The sequence below is a fragment of the Nocardioides jejuensis genome, from assembly GCF_004337475.1.
Lineage (GTDB): Bacteria > Actinomycetota > Actinomycetes > Propionibacteriales > Nocardioidaceae > Nocardioides > Nocardioides jejuensis.
Genome location: NZ_SJZJ01000020.1, coordinates 1 through 18,517 on the forward strand (window position 1 = coordinate 1; position 18,517 = coordinate 18,517).

Below are 18,517 nucleotides of genomic sequence, written 5' to 3' on the forward strand. Positions count from 1 at the left end.
TGTGCCCGGCACAGGCCCCGTCTCGGCGCGGCACAAGGCCCGTCTCGGCGTTACTGGGGGCTGACGACGCCGGCGTCGAAGGCGTACACGATCGCGGCGGCGCGGTCGCGCAGGTCGAGCTTGGTGAAGATCCGGCCGACGTGGCTCTTCACGGTCACCTCGGAGATGACCAGTTCGTCGGCGATCTCGCCGTTGGACAGGCCGCGGCCCATCAGCCGGAGTACGTCGATCTCGCGCGCCGTCAGCTGGTCCGGCGTCACGCCGGGCGCGGCGAGGCCGGTGCCCTCGCGGTAGGCGGCCAGGACGCGCGCGGTCACAGCCGGATCGAGCAGCGCCTGCCCGGCAGCGACTGCGTGCACAGCGCGCACCAGGTCCTCGGCGGGGGAGTCCTTCAGCAGGAATCCCGCGGCGCCGGCCCGCAGCGCACCGGACAGCAGTTCGTCGTCGTCGAACGTCGTCAGCACGAGCACCGGGGGCGAGTCCTGCGCAGCCCGGAGCCGCTTGGTCGCCTCGATGCCGTCGACGCGGCGCATCCGCAGGTCCATCACGACGACATCCGGGGACAGAGACGCGACCGCAGCCGGCACCTCGTCGCCGTCGCTGCACTCGCCGACGATCTCGAAGCCGTCCTTGCGACGCAGGATCCGGCGCAGGCCGGAGCGGACCAGCTCCTGGTCGTCGACCAGCAGCACGCGTACGTCGTTCACCGGGTCTCCGTTGCGCTCGAGGCCAGCGACTGCAGGCTCCTGGTCGACAGCCCCTTCGACGGGATCCCGAGCCGGCACCGCAGGGCGGACGGCGTCTGGAGCTCGACCAGCCAGCCGTGATCAGCCGGGCCTGCTGTGAGGGCGCCGCCGAGCTGCAGTGCCCGCTCCTGCATGCCGCGGATGCCGGCACAGTCCGGACGGGGCGCCCCGACCGGGCCGGTGAGGGAGTTCCACACGCGGACTCGCTGCCTGGTCCGGCGTACGTCGACGACGACGCGGGCCGAGGAAGCGGGAGCGTGCTTCGCGACGTTCGCGAGCGACTCCTGGACGATCCGGTAGAGCCCGAGGCCGACGGCTGGTGTCACGAGAGCGGGATCGCCGGTGAGGTCGAGCGTCACCTGCAGGCCGGCGTCCGCGAACTGCTGGACGAGTGCCGGGATGTCCCGCGCGTCCGGTGTCGCGTGGACCTGGCCGGCAACGACCCCGAGCAGGCCGACGGTCTGGCGGATGTCGGCCATCGCCTGACGCCCCGTGGACTCCGCGTCGCGCAGCGCGTCGGTGGCCTCGGCGAGATCAACGTCGTCGTCCTCGAGCGAACGCCGGGCGGCCGACAGGTGCAGCAGGGTCACCGAGAGCGAGTGCGCGATGACGTCGTGCACTTCGCGGGCGATGCGCTGCCGTTCGGCGAGGACGGCCCGCGACTGGCGATCGGAAGCGGCCCGCTCCTGCTCGTCGATCCGGAGTTGCTGGAAGCGCATGATGAAGCCGATGTCCCAGCCGATGACGAGCGTGGTCAGCCAGAAGCCGACACCCGGCAGGTGCCCGGTCAGGCTCAGCCCGACGAACGTCGCGGCCATCAGGCCGACGCCGATCGCGCTGTCGATGAAGCGCTCGAGCGAGCCGAGGTGCCCCGCGAGCATGACCAGGGCGAAGAGCGCGAAGTCGTAGTCGACCGGGTAGAGCACCGTCAGCACGGCGACCGGGGCGGTGGCCAGGACGACGGTGGGCAGCCAGTGCAGGCGGCCGCCGAGGGCGTCGACGAGCCAGGGAAGCGAGGCGACCGCGACGAGCCCCCAGGCGGGGAGGACGGCGTCCTGCCCGGCGCGCTGCACGATCGCGGCGACGAAGGCGAAGGTGCTCGAGACGTACATGACGGCAGGGATCCACCAGACGAACTGGGGGTAGCCCTGACGCGCCCACCGGTCGGCGAGCGAGGCAAGGAGGGTCCGTGCGGTCACCGCTCCAGCGTAGGGGCGCACGCCGGCGGTCACATCCGTCCGTGGGAGGAGGATCACGTCGGCTCCTCCGCCTTCAGGAGGACGCGCAGAACCCGTCCGTGGAACGCTGTGTCACGCACAGTCGGCTCCGTAGCGTCCGGGACATCGAGCCGTCCCCGACAAAGGAGTCGTCATGAACGCCTGGGAGATCCACCACCGCCGCACCGCCGCACTCGGCGACGTCATCACCGTCGTCGACGCGGGTGCCGACCTGCCGTGGTCCGATGACCTGGCTGAGGTCTTCGGGGACCGCGCCGGCCTTCTGGTCGAGCTGCACGGGCTCTTCGCTCGTCGCGTCACCGGCCGGATCGAGCTCGCGCTCGACCTGCACGACCTCCCCGGCGCCTCGGTCGCCGAGGCCTGGCAGGCCGTCGTCGCGGAGTTACCCGGCGTCCACCGCACCCTCCAGGCGTACGCCGACGAGCCGGCCCTCGCGCGCCCGGTCGCCAACCTGCACCGCACCGTCGCGGTCGCGGTCGGCCTCGCGGCCCTGGACGCACCCCTCGCGATCGCCGCCGACGCCGGCCGCGCGTTCGTGGCCAACGCCGCCCACATCGACATCCCGGCCCGCCGCGACGGCTGGCTCCGGGAGCGCCTCTCCTACCGACTCATGAAGGCCACTGCCTGATGCACAACCTTGCCCGCCTCGCCGTACGCCGAGCGCCGTTCGTCATCCTGCTGTGGCTGGCGGTGATCGTCGGTCTCAACACCGCCGTGCCGCAGCTCGAGGACGTGATCGCGCGCGACAACACGGCGTTCGTGCCGGACTCGGCTGCCTCGATCGCGGCCTACCGGCACATGGACGACGCCTTCGGCACGGGGACGACGAACTCCGTCGTCTTCGTCGCGGGTGAGCGCCCGGGCGGGCTCACTGCGGCCGACCGGCAGTGGTTCGGCGAGCTGTCGCAGCGGATCCGGGCCAAGGACTCCGATGTCACGCAGGTCGCCGACCTCGAGTCGGAGCAGATCTGGAAGGGCACGGTCAGCCGCGACGGCGAGGCCGTCTACCTGCAGGTCGGCTTCCCCGGACAGGTCGGTACGCCGCAGAGCGCGCGCGAGATCCACGAGCTCCGCGAGACGGTCGATGCGCAGGTCCCCGACGGGCTCTCCGTGGCCGTCACCGGACCGGCCGCCACGATCACCGACACGCAGGACACCATCGAGCACGACCTCGGCCGGATCACCGCCATCACCCTCGTGCTGATCGGCATCATCGTGCTGCTGCTCTACCGCTCGGTGGCGACGCTGGCCGTGATCCTCGGGTTCATCGGCGCCTGCCTCGGCGCGGGACGCGGCATCGCGGCGACGGCTGGTCACCTCGGGTGGTTCCACGTCTCGACGTTCACCGCGTCGATGCTGACCGCGATCGTGCTCGGTGCGGCCACGGACTACGCGATCTTCCTGCTGAGCCGCTTCCACGAGCTGCGTCGTGAGGGCTTCGAGCCGAAGGACGCGGCCGAGATCGCGACCCGTCGCGTGGGCTCGATCATCGTCGGCTCTGCCGTGACGGTGGTCCTGGCGACGGCCGCCATGGGCCTCGCGCAGATCGGCTTCTTCAACACCGTCGGCCCGGCGATCGCGCTGGCCGTCACGCTCTCGCTCTTCCTTAGCCTCTCGCTGCTGCCGGCGGTCATCGCGCTCATCGCACCGCGCGGCTGGCTCGACCCGCGGCCCTCCCGCCGCGACGGTGCCGGATGGGCCGGCGTGGCGGCGTACGTCGTCGCGCAGCCCGCGAAGGTGCTCGCGCTGGGTCTGCTGCCGCTGATCCTGCTCGCGTCGGTCTTCCCGCTCATGGATCTCGGCTACGACCAGCGTCGCGTCCAGCCGCACGACACCGAGAGCAACGTCGGCTACCGGCTGCTCGCGGACCACTACCCGGCCAACGAGGTGCTCGCGGACTACGTCCTGATCACCAGCGACCACGACATGCGCAACGCCCGCGACATCGCGGCGATCGAGCAGGCGGCGGCCTCGGTCGCCCGGCTGCACGGCGTCGAGTCGGTCCGCACCATCTCCCGCCCCCTCGGTACGCCGATCAAGCAGGCCTCGCTCGGCTACCAGATGGGCGTCGCCGGCAAGCGCCTCGGCAAGGCCTCCGACCAGGTCAGCTCTGGTGTGAACGACGCCTCGCGCCTCGACCGCGGTGCCTCGAAGCTGAGCGACGGCGCGGGCCAGGTGGCGTCCGGTGCCTCACGTGCCGTCGACGGCGCCGACCGCTTGCTCGCGGGGGCGAATGACCTGTCGAGCGGCATCTCCCGCCTTGCAGCTGGTGCCGACGACGCGCACGCCGGATCGCAGCGACTGCGCGCGGGTGCCGCCCGCCTCGCCGACGGGCTCTCCGACGGCCTCGACAACGCCCAGATCGCGGTCGACGGCCTCGGCATGGCCTACAACGCGCTGAAGACCAAGAGCCTGACCTGCAACGTCGACCCGGCGTGCCGCAAGGCCCGCGACGGGATCTATCAGATCTGGGTCGGCGAGCGGGACCAGCTGATCCCGGGCCTCCGCGACGCTGTTGCCGGTGCGCGTGCCATCGCGTCCGGCTCCGTCGACCTCGAGACCGGTCTCGCCCGGATCCAGGCCGGCCTCGACAAGGCCGACGCCGGTGCCGCCCAGCTGCGCGCCGGTCAGGCCACGATGGCGGACAAGCTCGGTGACCTGTCGTCGGGCGCTGGCAAGGTGGCCGATGGCTCCCGCCAGGTCGCGGACGGCACCGGCCAGATCGCCGGCAAGATGGGCGAGCTGGGCAGCGGCCTGGGCGACGCGTCGGCGTACCTCTCGAAGACGGCGGAGGCGACCGGCGACGGCTCGATCGGCGGCTTCTACCTGCCGCCGGCGGCGTTCAACGACAAGCGGTTCGCGCTCGCGCGGGGGCTCTTCATGAGCAAGGACGGCCACTCCGCCCGCATGGTGGTGGTCGGCGCGACGGACGCCTTCGGCAACGCCTCGCTGGACCGCACCCGCAGCCTCCGTACGACGACCGAGGACGCCCTCTCGGACGGCCCGCTCGCCGGGGCGACCGTGGAGTCGGCCGGCATGCCGTCGAGTCTCGACGACATCCGCCACCTCTCGACGATCGACTTCCGCCTCGTCGCGGCGATCGCGCTCGCGGTCGTGCTGCTCGTGCTGCTGGTCCTGCTCCGCAGCATCGTCGCGGCGGTCTTCCTGCTCGGCACCGTCGTGCTGTCGTACGCCGCTGCGATGGGCCTCGGCACGCTCGTGTGGCAGGTCCTGCTCGACAAGCCGCTGGACTGGTCGGTGCCGTCGGTTGCCTTCGTCGTGCTGGCCGCCGTCGGAGCGGACTACAACATGCTGCTGATCAAGCGGATCCACGAAGAGTCGCCCGACGGCTCGCCCGCGGGCGTGGCCCGCGCACTGGCGGTGACCGGCTCCGTCATCACCGCGGCCGGCCTGATCTTCGCCGCGAGTGTCTTCGCGATGATGTCCGGCCACGTGATCACGCTGATGCAGGTCGGCTTCACGATCGGCATGGGCCTGCTGCTCGACACGTTCGTCGTGCGGACGCTCGTCGTGCCCGCGTTCGCGGCCCTCGTCGGCCCGCGGCTGTGGTGGCCGGGAGCGCCCAAGGCGCACTGACACGTAGACTCCCGCGCTTGTGAAGACCCTTGTCATCGGCACCGGCGGCCGCGAGCACGCGCTCGCGCTCGCACTCTCGCGCGACCCCCAGGTGAGCGAGGTGCACGCTGCTCCGGGCAACCCGGGCATCGGCGCGATCGCCACGCTCCACGACGTCGACCCGATGGACGGCGACGCGGTGGCGGCGCTGGCCGTGCAGATCGGCGCCGACCTGGTCGTCGTCGGTCCCGAGGCGCCGCTCGTCGCGGGGGTTGCCGACGCCGTCACCGAGGCCGGCATCGCGGTCTTCGGTCCCTCCAAGGAGGCGGCACAGCTCGAGGGCTCCAAGGCCTTCTCCAAGGGCGTCATGGAGGCGGCCGGCGTACCGACCGCGCGGTCCTTCACCTGCACCACGGTCGACGAGGCCGCCGCGGCGCTCGACGAGCTCGGTGCGCCGTACGTCGTCAAGGACGACGCGCTCGCTGCCGGCAAGGGTGTCGTCGTGACCAACGACCGCGCCGAGGCGCTTGCCCACGCGGAGGCGTGCGGCCGGGTCGTCATCGAGGAGTTCCTCAAGGGCCCCGAGGTCTCGGTCTTCGCGGTCTGCGACGGCGCCACGGCGTACGCGCTCCAGCCGGCCCAGGACTTCAAGCGGATCTTCGACGGCGGCCGTGGCGGCAACACCGGCGGCATGGGCTCCTACAGCCCGCTGCCCTGGGCGCCGGCCGACCTGCGCGAGACCGTCATCGCCGAGGTGGTCCAGCCGACCCTCGACGAGATGGCCCGCCGCGGCACGCCGTTCCGTGGCTGCCTGTACGTCGGCCTCGCGCTCACCGACGCCGGCCCCCGCGTGATCGAGTTCAACGTCCGCTTCGGCGACCCGGACATCCAGCCGGTCCTCGCGCTGATCGAGTCGGGCGTCGGCGAGCTGCTCAAGGCCGCTGCTGAGGGCCGCCTGCACGAGGTCGACGCGCCTGTCTTTGCTGACGGTGCTGCGGTGACGGTCGTGCTCGCCTCCGCCGGCTACCCGGAGTCCTCCTCCAAGGGCGACGTCATCTCGGGCACCGGCAACGCCAACGGTGTCGACTCGGTGGACGTCATCCACGCCGGCACCGAGATTGTCGCGGCGCCGTCCGCGGCCGAGCCGGACCACAAGCACCTGGTCACCGCCGGCGGCCGCGTCCTCGCGGTCCGCGCGACCGGATACGACATCGCCGACGCCCGCGCCCGCGCGTACGCCGCCGCGGACCTGATCACGTTCCCCGGAATGCAGCGCCGCTCCGACATCGCCGCCGAGCCGCTCGGCGTCATCGAAGGTGCCGCCGTCCTCGAAGGCTGACCTGTCACCGCCCAGGCGGGCGGAGCCGGGCAGTGCAAGGAACGTAAGGGGGCTTGGCCGCGGCGCGCGCCGCGAAGAGTGACCAGGCAGGTGTCGTCCGCGCGACGCGCCGCCCCAGTGACGGCACTGTCCGGCGCAGCCCGGCGGAGCCGGGCGCGCGGGCCATCGTGGGACAATTGCGTCCGTGACTGTGCCCAACGTTCTCGCCACCCGCTACGCCGCCGCCGACCTCGCCGCGATCTGGAGCCCCGAGCACAAGATCGTGCTCGAGCGTCAGCTCTGGATCGCCGTGATGAAGGCCCAGAAGGACCTCGGCATCGAGATCCCGGACGGTGTCATCGAGGCGTACGAGGCCGTCGTCGACAAGGTGGACCTCGACAGCATCGCCGCGCGTGAGCGGGTCACCCGCCACGACGTGAAGGCGCGCATCGAGGAGTTCTGTGCGCTCGCCGGACACGAGCACATTCACAAGGGCATGACCTCCCGCGACCTCACGGAGAACGTCGAGCAGCTCCAGGTCATCTCCTCTCTAGCGATCGTCCGCGACCGCGCCGTCTCCACGCTGGCCCGCCTCGCGCGCCTGGCCGCCGAGCACGAGACCACCGTCATGGCCGGCCGCAGCCACAACGTCGCCGCGCAGGCCACGACCCTTGGCAAGCGCTTCGCGACGATCGCCGACGAGATGCTCGTCGGCGTCCAGCGCATCGAGGAGCTCATCGCGCGCTACCCGCTCCGCGGCATCAAGGGCCCGGTCGGCACCGCGCAGGACATGCTCGACCTCCTCGACGGCGACGCCACCAAGCTGGCCGACCTCGAGGGCCGCGTCGCCGCGCACCTCGGGTTCAACAACGTCTTCACGAGCGTCGGTCAGGTCTACCCGCGCTCGGTCGACTTCGACACGCTCTCCGCGCTGGTGCAGATCACCGCGGGCCCGTCCAACCTCGCCACGACGATCCGCCTGATGGCCGGCATCGAGCTCGTGACGGAGGGCTTCAAGGAGGGCCAGGTCGGCTCCTCCGCGATGCCGCACAAGATGAACACGCGCTCCTGCGAGCGCGTCAACGGCCTTGCCGTCATCACCCGCGGCTACCTCTCCATGATCGGCGAGCTCGCCGGTGACCAGTGGAACGAGGGTGACGTCTCCTGCTCCGTCGTACGCCGCGTGGCCCTGCCCGACGCGTTCTTCGCGGTCGACGGTCTCTTCCAGACCTTCCTCACGGTGCTCGACGAGTTCGGCGCGTTCCCGGCGGTCATCCAGCGCGAGCTGGACCGCTACCTGCCGTTCCTCACGACCACCAAGGTCCTCATGTCCGCCGTCCGCAACGGCGTCGGCCGCGAGACCGCCCACGAGGTCATCAAGGAGGCCGCCGTCGGCACCGCCCTCGCGATGCGCCAGGGCCAGGTCGAGAACGACGTCTTCGCCAAGCTCGCCGCCTCCGAGGAGCTCGGCCTGACCCGCGAGCAGATCGATGCGCTCGTCGCAAACCCGATCGAGTTCACCGGTGCCGCCGTCGACCAGGTCAAGGCGGTGGTCGCCAAGGTCGAGGCGCTCGTCGCGCGCTTCCCCGAGGCAGCCGCCTACAACCCGGGCGCCATCCTCTGACCCCAGACGTACGACGAGGGCCCCGGCGCGATGCGTCGGGGCCCTCGTGCTTCGTGGCTGGTGCGGCTACGGTGCTGATCACACCGTTATCGCCCGCCCTGGAGGCTGCCGTGGCCATCGTCCGTATTCGTCTGCCCCTGCCGCGCAAGGTCGTGACCCGCGTGGGCATGTGGGCTGTTGGCAACACCGGCGAGGAGCACTTCGCCGTCGACCGCGTCTGCCGCCACCTCGGTGGGCCGCTCGACAAGGGGGCGATCAACCGCGACGGCTGCCTGGTCTGCCCCTGGCACGGCGCGGCGTACGACGTGCACACGGGCCGGATGGTCCGTGGGCCGCAGGGGATCTTCGCCAAGATTCCGGGGCTCGGAGCCGCCTTCCGTGGACTCAGTGCCGTGGTGCCGCTGCGCCGCGCCACCGTCGAGATCGAGGGCGAGTGATGCAGGCGTTCCGTGAGGCTGTCGAGGCCGGAGACCACGCGCGCATGGCGGCGCTGCTCGCCGACGACGTGCGTTTCACCAGCCCGGTTGCGTTCGCGCCGTACGACGGCAAGCCGATCACCGCGGCGATCCTGGCTGGCGTGATGCGGGTCTTCGAGGACTTCCGCTACGTCCGTCAGATCGAGGACGGTGCCGACTCCGCGTTGGTGTTCACCGCCACGGTCGACGGCAAGGCGGTCAACGGCTGCGACTTCCTGCATGTCAACGACCACGGCCTGATCGACGACTTCCTCGTCATGGTCCGCCCCCTGTCGGGTGCGCAGGCCCTGGCCGCCGCCATGGGTGCCCAGTTCGAGCAGATCGTCGCGGACGCGACCGCCGGCTGAGTCAGGCCGGCTTCACGTCCAGGACGACCTCGAACTCGAGCAGGTCAGCACCCGTGGCAACGGGACGCTTCGGCGCCTCGCCCGGAGCGGTCGCGTGCGCGGTGCGCGCGTCGCCGTCGCGCCAGGCGGCGAACGCCTCCTCCGACTCCCACTGGGTGACCACGAAGTAGCGGTCGTCGCCCGCGACGGGGCGGAGCAGCTGGAAGCCGAGGAAGCCGGCGGACTTCTCGACCGCGCCGGCTCGCGCAGCGAAGCGCTTCTCGAGCTCGGCGCCGGCCTCGGCGGGGACGTGGATGGCGTTGATCTTCACGACGGACATGACCTCAGCCTAGGCAGGCCTGCGGCAGGTACAGCGTCGTGTCGCGCGCGGGTCGAGATCAGGCTGCCGGACGCGCGCCCTCGTCTGTGGGCGTGCCGGCGACCGGCGTGCCGCGGTACTCCGGCTTCACGCCACCCAGGCCCTTGTTCACCACGCCCTCGAGGATCCGCATGCTGTAGCGGTCGTAGAGGCTGCGGACGAGCGGAATCCGGATCACTTGATGCACGTTCCGCAGGACGAAAGCGAGCACGGAAATGAGTGCCTGGGAGCGGAGGTCTCGCTTCACGCCAAGGTCTGTCGGGACGTCGTGGAGCGGCAGGAGTTCAAGCATCTTCGGCTGCATGATGTTGCGGACGACCGCAGCATGCATCCGAGCCGACAGGGGAAAGGCCTTCATGCTGGCCGAGCCACGGATCAGGTCGGCGGTCAGGGTGGCGGCCTTTGTGGACTTGCCGTAGAGGAATTCGTGGTTGGCAGCCTGGAGGGCGTACTGCTCTTCACGGGTTCGGCCCAGAAGCTGGTTGTTGCTGCCCTCGATCCGGGCGACCCAGCGCCACATCAGGTTGAAGCTGTCGGCCTCGGCGTCGCTGACCGGGCCGCCGAAGTAGCGGATGATGTTGACCCGGTAGTACCCGAAGATGTGGGCGGTGCCCGCCGAGGCGACCTGACTGATCGGAGTCGCTACATCACCGCGGGCCCATCGACCGCTGCGGTGGATGCCGAGCCGGATCATGGTGTGCAGGAAGCGGATGCGGACCCACTGGATCCAGCGCTCGCCGCCCGGCTTCATCCCCTCCACGTCGAGTGCTCCCACGAAGCCGGTGGCCGTTTCCCAGAAACGACGCTCGTAGTCTCCGCCGCGTGCAAAGCGGCCGGTAGCACCCATGACCTCGGCGGTCGAGGGGTCGATGTAGGTGTACGGCAGGCCGCCGTGCATGCCGAAGATCATGCCGATCGGGTTGCGCCTGGCCATGGTGGCGCCGAGGTGCAGGGCATCGAAGTCGAGCCATGACGGGATCGTCTCGACATCCTTGAAGAACGCGACCGCCTCGGCGACGCCCTCGGTCTCGAGCCTGCGTGCATTGGCGTAGAGGTCGCCACCCATCAGCTTGCGCTCACGCATCAGCGTGATCAGCGCCTCGCAGAGCGGGTCGCCGACGTGGTTCCACGCCTCGAGGTCGAGCTCGTCGGCGGGCACGTAGACCTCGGCTCCCGGCGTCGCTGCGAGGGCGGTGAGCGTGTCAACCCGGGCCTGGAGGTCGGGGGCGAGCGTCGTAGTCATGACACTGTTATATCCGGGTCGTGGAGTCGCGCACAACCGCCTGAGAGCAACGGCACAGACCAGGCCCGTGGAACGCGAAACGGGGCGGTCGCTGCGTGCAGCAACCGCCCCGTGCCGCCCCCTCAGGGAAGCGGAAGGACCTTCAGGTCCTTCCGCAGGATCTTGCCTGCGGCGCTCTTCGGGATCGCGTCGATGAACTCCAGGAGTCGAATGCGCTTGTGCGGCGCGACCTTCGCGGCGACGTATGCCATCAGCTCCTCGCCAGTCGCAGTGGCTCCGGCCTGGCGGACGACGAAGGCCCGCGGGATCTCGCCGGCGTCTTCGTCCGGGTAGGGGACGACGGCCGAGTCGGCGACGGCCGGGTGGGTCAGCAGGATCGCCTCGAGCTCGGCCGGCGGCACCTGGTAGCCCTTGTACTTGATCAGTTCCTTGAGCCGGTCGACGACGTAGACCTCGCCCTTGGGTCCGACCTCGACGATGTCGCCGGTGTGCAGGAAGCCGTCGGCGTCGACGGTCTCGGCGGTGGCTGCGTCGTTACCGAGGTAGCCCTTCATGACGCCAGGGCTGCGCACCCACATCTCGCCGGGCGCCGTACGACCGCCGGGGGCCTCGGCCACCTCCTCGCCGGTTTCGACATCGACGACCTTGAACTCGACGTTGGGGATCGGCAGGCCGATCGAGCCCACCGGCATGTCGGGGTCGTCCCACGGGGTCACGTGCGAGACCGGGCTGAGCTCGGTCATGCCGAATCCCTGCAGCAGGTGCGAGGGGATCCGGGTCGTGAGGGCGCGGCCCAGGGCGTCGTCCATCGGCGCGGCGCCGCAGACGATGACCTTGACCGACGAGGTATCGAAGCCGTCGACCAGCGGGTGCTTGGCCAGTGCGACGGCGATCGGCGGCGCGATGAAGAGGTACGACGCCCGGTGTACCTGGATGGCGTTGAGGAACTGCTCGAGGTCGAACTTCGGCATCGAGACGATCTTCGCGCGGTGCCGCAGCGAGAGGTTCATGATCACGTTCATGCCGTAGATGTGGAAGAACGGCAGGATCGCGATCACTGTGGCCGCGCCATCGATCCGCAGGGCGGGTGTGCACTGGGCGATGTTGGCCACCAGCATGCGGTGGGTCAGCATGACGCCCTTGGCCTTGCCGGTGGTGCCCGACGAATACGGGAGCACCGCGAGCGAGTCGGGGTCGACGGTGACCTCGGGAGCCGCCCGGCCCTCGCCGAGCACGTCGGCGAGCGAGGCGTAGCCCTCGGCGCCGTCCAGGACGATCACTGTCGTGATGCCCGCCTGCTCGCAGGCGGGAATCGCGGTCGGCATCAGCATCGACAGCGTGATGTACGCCGACGCCCCGGAGTCGGCCAGCTGGCTGGCGATCTCGCCCGGCGAGTAGAGCGCGTTGACGGTGGTCGCCGTCGCGCCGCTGCGCAGGATGCCGTGGAAGGCGATGACGAACGCGGCGCTGTTGATGCAGTGCAGGGCGACCACGTCGCCGACACCGATACCGCGCGCGGCGAGGCCGCCGGCGAAGGCGTCGACGCGCGCCCGCAGCTCGGCGTACGTCAGGGTGGTGCCGGTGGCCGTGTCGACAATGGCGACCGTGTCGGCGTCGGTGGCGGTCAGGGTGCCGAAGACCTCGTCGTAGACGGAGCCGCTGGGCAGGACGACGTCAGCAAAGGGGCTGGTGTACATGGCGGATGGTCCTCTCAGCCCTTGAACGCATGGGCGAAGATGCCGGGCAGCTTGCCCCAGCCGGGCTTGGCCGCGAATTGCGTCAGGCGCTTGCTCACCTGGTCGCCGGTCTTCGCGGTCACGAACCAGGCCGGCTTGGGCGACAGCGCGAATTCGCCATGCGTCAGCGCGCGGTGCGCCGGGCGGAACGGGCCCCACAGAACGCTGCGCTCGACGTCCTCGAGCAGGTGGGCGTTGTGGACGATGCCGATGCCGGAGCCGACCGCCTCGAGCGGGTTGCCCGGGTAGGCGCCCCACGAGAGCGACGGCACGAGGAAGCCGATGGCGCTCCAGACGTTGACGCCGATGGTGCCGTACCGCAGCTCGGCGAGGATGCCCTCGAACCGTCCGCCCATCTTCTTCCGGTCAGACGGCTTCACGATGATGCTGGCGCCGAGGGTGCCGTCGAGGCGCTCGTTGGCGAAGTCGACCGCGTTGGCGAAGAACTCCTCGCCCATGCCCGGCAACTCGGTGTAGCCGAGGACGGGGCCGAAGTACTCGGTGGTCAGCAGGTCCTGCGAGGTCGACCCGTCGACCTTGATCAGCGTGCGACCGTTGATCTTCGCGGCCTCGGGATACGACGCGTCGGCCAGGGCAATCTTCTTGTCCGTGCCCGGGTACCACGGGTCCCGCGGAGCGAGGCTGGCGAGCACCTCACCGATGACCTTGATGAACTCGTCCTTCTGGGCCCAGTCCTTGCTCAGGACCAGCGCCTGACCGGCGATGCAGTTGTGGCCGCCGTTGTGCAGGCGCTGCGTGACGACGTGCTCGGCCTGGAAGCGCAGGTCGGCCTTCGACCAGTTGCCGGGCACGACGATGATCGGGGAGACGCCACCGAGCTCGGAGCTGATCGGCTTGTCCAGCTTGCGCTCGCTCTTGTCGGTGGTCGAGCCGAAGACGATCATGTCGTGCGTCAGGCCGGATCCGGTGATGTGCACGTGGCAGATGCCCGGGTGCGACGTGAGGTACTGGCCGACCTCGGCCGCGCCGTTCACGATCCGGAGCACGCCGGCCTCGATGAGCGGCGCGAACGCCTTCTCGTACGCCGCGGTCAGACCGCCGAAGGTCGGGTTCAGCTTGAGGACGCTCACGCGGTTGAAGGCGAGGAGCTCGTACAGAACGTCGAGCGGACCGATCGCGGAGATGTTGCCCGCGCCGAGGACCAGGCCGACACCACCGTTCTCGCCGAGGCGCTTCTGGCCCAGGCCCGCCTTCTCGACCGCGAGCTCGGGCGCGACGCCCGGCGTCAGCCACAGGTCTGCGGAGAAGCCGTGGAAGAGGTTGTACTCGAAGAGGTTGCTCGGCAGCATCCGGAACTTCGTGCGGCCGCCGGCTGCCTTGCCCGCCTTGAGGCCAGCGGCCGGCGACTTGCCCGTGGCCATCTGCTCAAGCGTCTCCGCGGCCGCGGCGAACCCGGAGAGGGACGCGTACGGACCCGACATCCACTCCTCGCCCTCGAGGGAGCCGCGCGGGGTGCCCTTGGCGACGACGGCCGCCTCGGTCCACTCGTCGGCCGCGGCGGCGATGGCGGCGTGGGTCCGCTTCATCAGCTCGGCGCGCTCGTGGAGGCTCTTCGCGGCCCAGCGGGCCGCTCCCTGCGTGAGGGCTTCGATGTCGGCGTCGATCTCCGCCTCGGTGGCGAACTCGAACGTCAGGGCGGCGGTCATGCGGGCTCCTCGGGAAGTGGCTGCTACAACACTGTTATACCCGGGATGGCGTGGCCCCCGCCACACCTGCCAATGCAGACGGCGCCGCCCCACAAGGGACGGCGCCGTTCGTGGTCGTGCATCAGGCTGGCTGCAGCTCCTGCGTCAGGGCGGGCTTTGTGACGGCCTTCTTCGCCCAGCGTGTCGTGATGGTCGCGTGGGCGGCGTACGCGATCACCAGGCCGACGCCCCACAGGTAGCCGACCATGAACCAGGCCTGCTGCAGCGGCATGCCGTGGATGCCCCACGCGAAGCCGAGGCCGAGCGCCCCGATCGCAGGACCGGCGAGGCCGCCGACGAGGTACGTACGCCACGCGGCGTGGGCCGCGACGTCGCCGCGGCGGCCGGCGCGCGCTGCCATCCAGGCGAGCCAGAGCGTGTGCAGTGCCCAGGGGATGACGGCCCCGATCACGATCGGCCACGGGCCGGCGGTGAACCAGTTCGGGTGTGCGGCGTGCCAGTCGGTGTTGGCGGCGACGATCGCCAGCACGACGACGCCGCCGACGCCGGCTGCTGCAGCGATGCGGACCGCCTTCGACGAGGCGAGGGGGCTGTCGGCGCCACGCTTGCCGCGCCAGAACTTCCGCACGTAGACCATCGCGCAGGTGATGAGGAACGCCGCGGCGAACTGGATGCCGAAAAGGTTGTCCATCTCCTTGCCCATGTGGGCGACCGGCTCGACGGTGAGCCACATGGCGCGCAGCCAGCCGGCCGAGCAGATCAGCGCGAACGCGGCGGTGGCGAACTCGCGGTGCGCGACGAGGTCGCGGCGCCGGATCGAGACGAAGGCGAGGATCGCCAGGCCGCCTGTGCCGGCCGCGAGGATCCAGAGCACCTCCTCGAAGGCAGCGCCCGAGAAGACCAGGCGCGAGTCCGTCTGCAGCAGGTACGACGAGGCCGTGGCGAAGACGCCGAGGCAACCGAGGATGAAGACCTTGCCGAGCGTGCGGTGCAGCTTCATGTTCCACCGGCGGAGGCGCTCGGAGAACTGCGACAGGCCTGCGACGAGCGTGAGCGAGCCGATCGTCGAGTGCAGCCACATCGTCGTGTACGTCGTCGCGAACGTCTCGAAGTGTGCCGGCGAACCATCGGCGCGCAGGTCGTGGCCCGACCCCAGGCCGAACGCGAAGCGCGGCGAGATCAGGAACTCGAAGATGTGGTCCTGGAGGTTCGGGCCGGCGTGGCCGTTCCAGAAGTAGGTGGCGGTCATCGGGGCGTAGAACGCGACGAGGGCGACGAGGAGCCACCCTGCGGCGGTGCGGGTTCGTGCGGCGAGCCTGGACATTCTGAGCCTCCGGATAACAGTGCAATGCGCATGCCAAGGGTATGCGTTGCGCGGCGTACCAGATACCTTGAACGACGTGGTGCTGGGCACAGTCGCGGTGTGCTGCGCCACACCGCTGCGACCGCCGGCACTAAGGTCCATCGTGTGACCACCGCACCCGAGAACCGCCGGCAGGAGCTGACGCGCATCGCGATGAACCTGCTGGAGGCGGAGGGTCCCGAGGCGGTCTCGACGCGCAAGGTCGCTGCGGCGTATGGCGCCTCGACGATGGCTGTCTACTCCGAGTTCGGCTCCTTGGGCGGCCTGGTCTCCAGTGTCGTCGACCAGGGCTTCCGGTTGCTTGAGGCGACTGCCCGTGGCGTGCCTGGCACGGATGACCCGGTGGCCGACCTGGCGAGACTGGCCAGCGCCTATGTGGCGTTCGGGCGCGAGCACCCGCACCTCTACCGGGTGATCTATGCGGTCTCGCCGCTGGCCGGGCATCGGCGCTCGGGAGAGGAGCTGCTCCAGGGAGCAGAGGCATTTGCGGCGTGGGGCGAGACCGTCGCCCGTGCGTACCGTGCGGGAAGGCTGAGTCGTGGTCGTCCGTACGACGCCACGATGCAGCTATGGCTCGCACTTCATGGGCAGGTGCTGGCAGAGCTTGCAGGCTATCTCGGCGCGATGCGGATGCCGGATGAGCCGCTGGTCGACGGGCTCGTCCACGCGCTGGTGATTGCGTACGGGGACGACCCTGCCGCGACGGCCGTCTCGCTGGCCACGGCGCGCAAGGCCTGATCTGCACTCGCCCGGAGCGGCGGCGTGTGGGCTGCGCGGGCATGGCCCCCACGCTCGGCTTTACAAACAGCAGGCATTTGTCGACACTGCCGAGGTGTCGACACGCGAAGTCTCCCCGTCGGTCCAGCCTTCTGGCGTTGCCCGGCAGCCTGTGCTGGGCTTGCCGGACCCCGGGGAACGGGTGCCCGCGCTGGCGTGGCCGACGGTCCTTCTGTGGGGCGCAACCCTCGCGCTCTTCGTGGGCGAGATCGCCGGCATCAGGGCCGGCTGGTCGCCTCTGGCGATCGTCCCGGTCGGTGCCGCCGTCACGTTCCTGATGTTCACTGTGCTTCACGAGGCGACACATCACGCGGTGAGCACCAGCACCCGCGTCAACGATCTTTTCGGGCACCTGTCGATGCCGTTCGTGGCGCCGTACACGATCTTCCCGATGCTCAAGTTCGTGCACATCGAGCACCACCGCAACACCAACGAACCGAAGCTCGTCGACCCTGACCACTGGACCAGCGAGGGTCCGTGGTGGCAGTTGCCGTTCCGCTGGATGACGCTCGACCTCTGGTACGTCGTCTTCTACGTGCCCCGACTGCTCCAGCGGCCGCGGCGTGAGGCCGTGGCCACGCTCGCTGTCTTCGTCGGCGTGCTCGGCGGCTTCGGCTGGCTCGCAACCCATGGTCACGGCGCTGAGCTGCTGGTGTGGGCGATCGGGCAGCGGCTCGGCGTCGCGATCCTCGCCTGGTGGTTCGACTACCTGCCGCACCACGGACTCACCTTCACGCAGCGCCAGGACAAGTACCGGGCGACCCGGGTGCGCGTGGGTGGCGAGTGGTGGATGACTCCACTCTTCGTCTACCAGAACTACCACCTGGTGCATCACCTGCACCCGAGCGTGCCGTTCTACCGCTACCTGATTGCGTGGCGGCGCAACGAGCAGGCCTATCTGGACCGCAACGCTGCGATCTCGACGTGGTTCGGGCGCTCGCTCACGCCGACGGAGTACCGCACCTGGCGACGGGTCACCGAGGACTACGCGCTGACCCCGGACCGCGCGTCGGCGCAGCGGCCCGTCTTCCACCCGCTGCGCGTCAGCGCGGTCGAGCGCCTCACGGATGACAGCGTCACACTCACCTTCGACGTCCCGTCCGACCTCGCCCACGAGTACCGCTACGTCCAGGGCCAGCACCTCACGCTGCGCGGCATGGTCGACGGCAACGACGTCCGCCGCAGCTACTCGATCGTCGAGCCGGTCTCAGCGAGCACCCTGCGGGTCGCGGTGAAGCAGGTGGAGGGCGGTGTCTTCTCGACCTACGCCAACACCGTGCTGCAGCCTGGCGACATCCTTGACGTGATGTCGCCGACCGGTCGGTTCCACACCGCGCTCGAGTCTGGCAGCCGACGGCAGTACGCCGGGGTGGCGGCGGGCTCGGGCATCACGCCGCTGATGTCGATCATCGCCACCACCCTCGAGGTCGAGCCCGAGAGCACATTCACGCTGGTCCTCGGCAACCGCACGCCCGAGAGCACGATGTTCCGTCAGCGGCTGGCCGAGCTGGAGGAGGAGGCCGGCGACCGGTTCACCGTGCACCACGTCCTCTCGCGCACTCCGGAAGCGCCGCGCGCAGGCCGGATCAGCGCCGAGCTGGTGCGCGAGCTCGTCCCCGGGCCGATCGATGCGTGGTTCCTCTGTGGGCCGCAGCAACTGGTCGACACCCTGGATGACGAGCTCGGCAGCACCGAACGGGTCTTCACCGAGGTCTTCCACACCGAGCGCGTCCTTGCGGGCGAGATCGTGGACATCGACAGTCAGGTCACCGTGGCGCTGGACGGTGTGGAGACGACGTTTGCGCTGAACTCGACAGGCGACACCGTCCTCGACGCTGCGCTCCAGGCGGGGATCGACCCGCCGTACTCCTGTGCAGGCGGCGCGTGCGGGACGTGCAGGGCCAAGGTCCTGCTGGGCCGTGCGGTGATGGACCAGAACCACGTCCTCGACGACGCCGAGGTGGCCAGCGGCTATGTGTTGACGTGCCAGGCCCACCCGGTGACGGACGAGGTCCGTCTCGACTACGACGCCTGATCTCCGGATTCCG

The 18,517-nt window shown here is 70.2% G+C and carries 15 protein-coding genes; 8 read left to right on the top strand and 7 right to left on the bottom strand.

All coding sequences use genetic code 11. The features are described 5' to 3' along the window. Positions 1-50: 50 nt before the first annotated feature. Positions 51-707, bottom strand: coding sequence for a response regulator (locus EPD65_RS11880; protein WP_131584400.1), 657 nt, complete (start codon positions 705-707; stop codon positions 51-53). Then, the gene (locus tag EPD65_RS11885) at positions 704-1,945 is read right to left on the bottom strand and encodes a sensor histidine kinase (RefSeq protein WP_131584402.1); all 1,242 of its coding nucleotides are present in this window, start codon (positions 1,943-1,945) and stop codon (positions 704-706) included. Before EPD65_RS11885 ends, EPD65_RS11880 begins: the two co-directional genes overlap by 4 nt. A 172-nt stretch (positions 1,946-2,117) precedes the next feature. Here EPD65_RS11885 and EPD65_RS11890 point away from each other — a divergent pair, with 172 nt between their 5' ends. From EPD65_RS11890 to EPD65_RS11915, 6 genes are all read left to right on the top strand, one after another. Continuing rightward, positions 2,118-2,612 (top strand): hypothetical protein, encoded by a 495-nt coding sequence (locus EPD65_RS11890; RefSeq protein WP_131584404.1) that lies wholly within the window; start codon positions 2,118-2,120, stop codon positions 2,610-2,612. After that, on the top strand, positions 2,612-5,581 hold the full coding sequence (locus EPD65_RS11895) for an efflux RND transporter permease subunit (RefSeq protein WP_131584406.1): 2,970 nt from the start codon (positions 2,612-2,614) through the stop codon (positions 5,579-5,581). Before EPD65_RS11890 ends, EPD65_RS11895 begins: the two co-directional genes overlap by 1 nt. 19 nt (positions 5,582-5,600) lie before the next feature. Then, positions 5,601-6,899, top strand: a complete 1,299-nt coding sequence (gene purD / locus EPD65_RS11900; protein WP_131584408.1) for a phosphoribosylamine--glycine ligase — start codon at positions 5,601-5,603, stop codon at positions 6,897-6,899. A gap of 184 nt (positions 6,900-7,083) precedes the next feature. Continuing rightward, positions 7,084-8,502: an adenylosuccinate lyase gene (gene purB / locus EPD65_RS11905; RefSeq protein WP_131584410.1), complete on the top strand. Its 1,419-nt coding sequence runs from the start codon at positions 7,084-7,086 to the stop codon at positions 8,500-8,502. A 110-nt stretch (positions 8,503-8,612) separates the two neighbouring features. Continuing rightward, complete coding sequence (locus EPD65_RS11910) at positions 8,613-8,939, top strand: Rieske (2Fe-2S) protein (RefSeq protein WP_131584412.1); 327 nt, start codon at positions 8,613-8,615, stop codon at positions 8,937-8,939. Further along, positions 8,939-9,325: a nuclear transport factor 2 family protein gene (locus tag EPD65_RS11915; protein WP_131584414.1), complete on the top strand. Its 387-nt coding sequence runs from the start codon at positions 8,939-8,941 to the stop codon at positions 9,323-9,325. The genes EPD65_RS11910 and EPD65_RS11915 overlap by 1 nt, the downstream gene beginning before the upstream one ends. Before the next feature lies 1 nt (position 9,326). Here EPD65_RS11915 and EPD65_RS11920 read toward each other — a convergent pair whose 3' ends face one another. The 5 genes from EPD65_RS11920 to EPD65_RS11940 all read right to left on the bottom strand — a co-directional run bounded on the left by EPD65_RS11920 (position 9,327) and on the right by EPD65_RS11940 (position 15,653). Beyond that, a complete protein-coding gene (locus EPD65_RS11920; RefSeq protein WP_131584416.1) occupies positions 9,327-9,644 on the bottom strand; it encodes an antibiotic biosynthesis monooxygenase family protein in 318 nt (105 codons plus the stop codon). A gap of 58 nt (positions 9,645-9,702) precedes the next feature. Next, positions 9,703-10,926 carry an oxygenase MpaB family protein gene (locus EPD65_RS11925; RefSeq protein ID WP_131584418.1) on the bottom strand — a complete coding sequence of 408 codons (1,224 nt, stop codon included), beginning with the start codon at positions 10,924-10,926 and terminating at the stop codon, positions 9,703-9,705. Positions 10,927-11,048: 122 nt separating this feature from the next. Beyond that, on the bottom strand, positions 11,049-12,623 hold the full coding sequence (locus EPD65_RS11930; protein WP_131584420.1) for an AMP-binding protein: 1,575 nt from the start codon (positions 12,621-12,623) through the stop codon (positions 11,049-11,051). A 14-nt stretch (positions 12,624-12,637) separates the two neighbouring features. Then, a complete protein-coding gene (locus tag EPD65_RS11935) occupies positions 12,638-14,329 on the bottom strand; it encodes an aldehyde dehydrogenase family protein (protein ID WP_131584422.1) in 1,692 nt (563 codons plus the stop codon). Positions 14,330-14,450: 121 nt separating this feature from the next. Further along, positions 14,451-15,653: a DUF2306 domain-containing protein gene (locus tag EPD65_RS11940; RefSeq protein ID WP_165872987.1), complete on the bottom strand. Its 1,203-nt coding sequence runs from the start codon at positions 15,651-15,653 to the stop codon at positions 14,451-14,453. A 144-nt stretch (positions 15,654-15,797) separates the two neighbouring features. Between EPD65_RS11940 and EPD65_RS11945 the strand changes: the two genes are divergently transcribed. Together EPD65_RS11945 and EPD65_RS11950 are read left to right on the top strand one after the other, a co-directional pair. After that, positions 15,798-16,430: a TetR/AcrR family transcriptional regulator gene (locus EPD65_RS11945; protein ID WP_165872988.1), complete on the top strand. Its 633-nt coding sequence runs from the start codon at positions 15,798-15,800 to the stop codon at positions 16,428-16,430. 151 nt (positions 16,431-16,581) lie between these two features. Then, positions 16,582-18,504: a fatty acid desaturase gene (locus EPD65_RS11950; protein ID WP_207891530.1), complete on the top strand. Its 1,923-nt coding sequence runs from the start codon at positions 16,582-16,584 to the stop codon at positions 18,502-18,504. Positions 18,505-18,517: the final 13 nt, after the last annotated feature.